This is a genomic window from Neobacillus drentensis, from assembly GCF_036962765.1.
GTDB lineage: Bacteria > Bacillota > Bacilli > Bacillales > Cytobacillaceae > Neobacillus > Neobacillus drentensis_C.
In genome coordinates, this window is record NZ_JBALOS010000363.1 from 1 (window position 1) to 3,314 (window position 3,314).

Here is a 3,314-nt window from a genome sequence, read left to right on the forward strand (position 1 = left end):
TAAATGAAGGAAAACACATCTCAAACTACTAAATGTGTTTTCCTTCATTTATTTACTATCAATCTTGTCTTAGGGGGCAAATAAACTCAGGCATATGTGTCAAGAACTAACGGAGCTTTTTTTATTGAGCTCATAAATATTTGGGATTAATTACTTTCCCTAGTTTCAAATTTTGAAAGGTAGTCTTTTAAAAATCCAATTGATCGATTTATATAAATGGTGTCATTATAAAGCTTCGTCATCATAAGAGATCCTTCAACGGTAGAAATAATAATTGTTGTGGATGTTTCCGAATCTATTGTAGAGATTATTTCATTGTTTCTTATCCCAGTTCGAATGATTCGAAGGATCATAGAGTATAGGTCATTCATTGCGTTTCTAGTTGCATCACGTAAGGCGGGGTGTGCATCATCGGACTCGATTGCCGCATTAAGAATTGGGCAGCCGCCAGGAACTGGCTTGTCTTCTGCTAATAACAAAAAGACTTCGAGAAGAGCATTCAATTTTTCGATGGAAGTATTTTTGCTCCTAATTGCTTCTTGAAAGGTTGTGGACATCGTTTCAATAGAAAATGAAAATGCATCCAAAGAAAGTTCTTGTTTGCTTTTAAAGTGATTATAAATCCCTCCTTTTTCCATACCAGTCTTTTTCATAATATCTGTAATGGAAGTTGCCAAGTATCCTTGGGTATTTAGAAGTCCAGAGGCCTTTTCAATAATCATCTGTTTTGTTCGTTCTCCTTTACTCATTTTTAACCCTCATTTTTATTAGAATTTTAAAATCGAACGGTCTTTTTAATGTAAGTATAACCTATTATATAATTTAAATCCTCTTTTTTTATTAGAATATTCTAATCATATTGACGATTTTAACTAAGTTTAGTGTATAATAAAAAACAGACCGGTTTGTATTTTTTATTGGAGGGATTTATATGAACGAAAGAATTTTATCTATGCAAAAAATAATTAATCGCGAGGTTCCGCCGCCGCCTATCGCCAAGTTAATTGGTGCAGAGCTGTTACAAATCGAAGAGGGTAAAGCAGTTTTTGAATTAGAGTGTAATACAGAGAAACATGCAAATCCTATGGGAACAATTCATGGAGGAATACTATGTGATTTAGCCGATATGGCAATGGGCGTGGCCTTTTCAAGTTTGTTAGAATTGAATGAGTCCTTTACGACTGTTGAACTTAAAATCAATTATTTGAAACCGATTTGGAATGAAAAAATTACAGCAAAAGGTGAGGTTATAAAGAAGGGAAAGACGATGGGGCTTATCAAGTGCGATGTTTTTGATGAAGGTGGTTCATTAGTTGCCCATGCTTTAAGTACCTGTATGGTCCTTCGTGGTGAAAAATCAGTAGGAAGATAAAAAGTGTCAAGTAGAGATTTTAGAATTAGACAGTGAATTATTTATTATAAAAGCAGAAAAAAGTTCAATCGTCAATTTGAATAAAGCAGGTAAGGTCGGGCTCCATGAACTGGGGAAGGGAGAGTAATTCTTAGTAAGTGATGTGATTATCCCACACTATTATTTCTGTAATTCAGAATTATTTGACTTATATAACATCTAAGTATAGTTCTGATTACGTTTTTACCATGAAATTAAAAAATAATAGTGCCATAGAAAGAAGGTACACTCATTGGTTCAAAAACGACAAGGAATTTACTTTGGCTGGTATATTGTTATTGTAAGTATGATCATTACCATGTTAACAGTAGGGCTTCGCTTGGGGATAGGACCATTTGTATTACCGATGATGGAAGATTTAAATGTAACACGAACATTTATATCAATGATCATTTCTGTGAGTATGATTATGTATGGTGTTGGAATGCCTATCGCGGGTTATTTATGTGGAAAATATAGTACAAAATTTGTTCTTCTGCTGGGGATTGTGATCATTGAGTTATCGGTTTTGGGAACGGTGTTAACAAACAATGTCTGGATTTTTTTCTTGATGTATGGCGTGTTTCTGTCGTTCGGTCTTGCATTTACTAGCCCTGTTGCACTAACTCCGATTATTAGTCGTTGGTTTGTTCGTCAAAGGGGGAAGGCATTGTATTCTCTCTCAACAGGGTCAATGGCTGGGATTGCTATTTTTAATCCGTGGGCTACTTTTATGATTGAGTCCAGTGGTTGGCGAAGTACCTTGTTCATTTTTGCGTTCATTTTTGTCATTTTAATTGTTCCTGCTGCCATTTTGATTTTTAAAGAAGATGTTCCAGAAGGTGCTGATTTAAAAGAGGATTCTTCAAGCACCATGACCTCTACTCATGCATTAACACAAAAGCTCACTTTGCGAGATGCTATTCGCTCAAAAGCGTATTGGCAAATTGTAGCAGGATTATTTGCTTGTGGGTTCAGTATGAACTTACTAGGTACCCATGCAGTTCCGATGTTAATAGATCATCATTTTGCCCCTGCTACTGCTTCATTTGGAGTTGGACTGATTGGGCTTGTTGCAATCTTTAGCACACTTGTTTTAGCCTCAATTGCTGACCGTTTTGCCAAACGTAAGCTACTATTTTTTATTTATTTTATCCGTGGTTTGGGTTTTTTAGGCTTGGTATTTTCACAGAACACGTGGCAACTTTATTTAGTTGCAGCGTTGGGTGGATTAGTATGGGCAGGGAGTATAGCAATGTCTTCCGCTATTTTAGGAGACCTTTTTGGTGTAAGGCAGCTCGGTGTGCTTTACGGATGGGCTTATTTTGGTCATCAAATAGGAGGGGCAATCTCTTCATTTCTTGGTGGGTGGGGCTATGAGGTCTTTGGCACATATGTTTTTTCATTCGGATTAGCCGCATTCATATTAATAAGTGCAGGCATTATTTCATATCTAATTCCTGATAAACTCAAGATGAAAAAAATTAAACAAGATAAACTTATAAGTAATAGCTCAACATCTTCTTAAATATATGGAAAGCTCTTCTATGTCCGATATGGCAATGGGAGTAGCCTTTTCAACTTAAAATCAATTATTTGAAACTGATTTGGAATGAAAAAATTACAGCAATAGGTGAGGTTATAAAAAAAGGAAAGACAATTGGGCTAATCAAGTGCGATGTTTTTGATGAAGGTGGTTCATTAGTAGCCCATGCTTTAAGTACCTGTATGGTCCTTCGTGGTGAAAAATCAATTGGAAGATAAAAAAGTGCCAAGTAGAGATTTTAGAATTGGACGGTGAATTATATATTAAAGCGGAAAAAAGTTCTAACGTCGATTTGAATAAAGCAGGCAAGTTCGGTCTCAAATGAACTGGGAAGAGGAGAGTAATTCTGCTCTTATTGGCTTGACACTTACCTACTAG

3 protein-coding genes are annotated in these 3,314 nt (G+C 35.8%); 2 read left to right on the forward strand and 1 reads right to left on the reverse strand.

Annotation, left to right across the window (positions count from 1 at the left end):
- Positions 1-146 precede the first annotated feature (146 nt).
- Positions 147-749 carry a TetR/AcrR family transcriptional regulator gene (locus V7137_RS29470; RefSeq protein WP_335701355.1) on the reverse strand — a complete coding sequence of 201 codons (603 nt, stop codon included), beginning with the start codon at positions 747-749 and terminating at the stop codon, positions 147-149.
- A gap of 182 nt (positions 750-931) precedes the next feature.
- Between V7137_RS29470 and V7137_RS29475 the strand changes: the two genes are divergently transcribed.
- Together V7137_RS29475 and V7137_RS29480 are read left to right on the forward strand one after the other, a co-directional pair.
- The gene (locus V7137_RS29475) at positions 932-1,372 is read left to right on the forward strand and encodes a PaaI family thioesterase (protein ID WP_335701356.1); all 441 of its coding nucleotides are present in this window, start codon (positions 932-934) and stop codon (positions 1,370-1,372) included.
- Positions 1,373-1,643: 271 nt separating this feature from the next.
- On the forward strand, positions 1,644-2,918 hold the full coding sequence (locus V7137_RS29480; RefSeq protein ID WP_197032341.1) for an MFS transporter: 1,275 nt from the start codon (positions 1,644-1,646) through the stop codon (positions 2,916-2,918).
- Positions 2,919-3,314 lie beyond the last annotated feature (396 nt).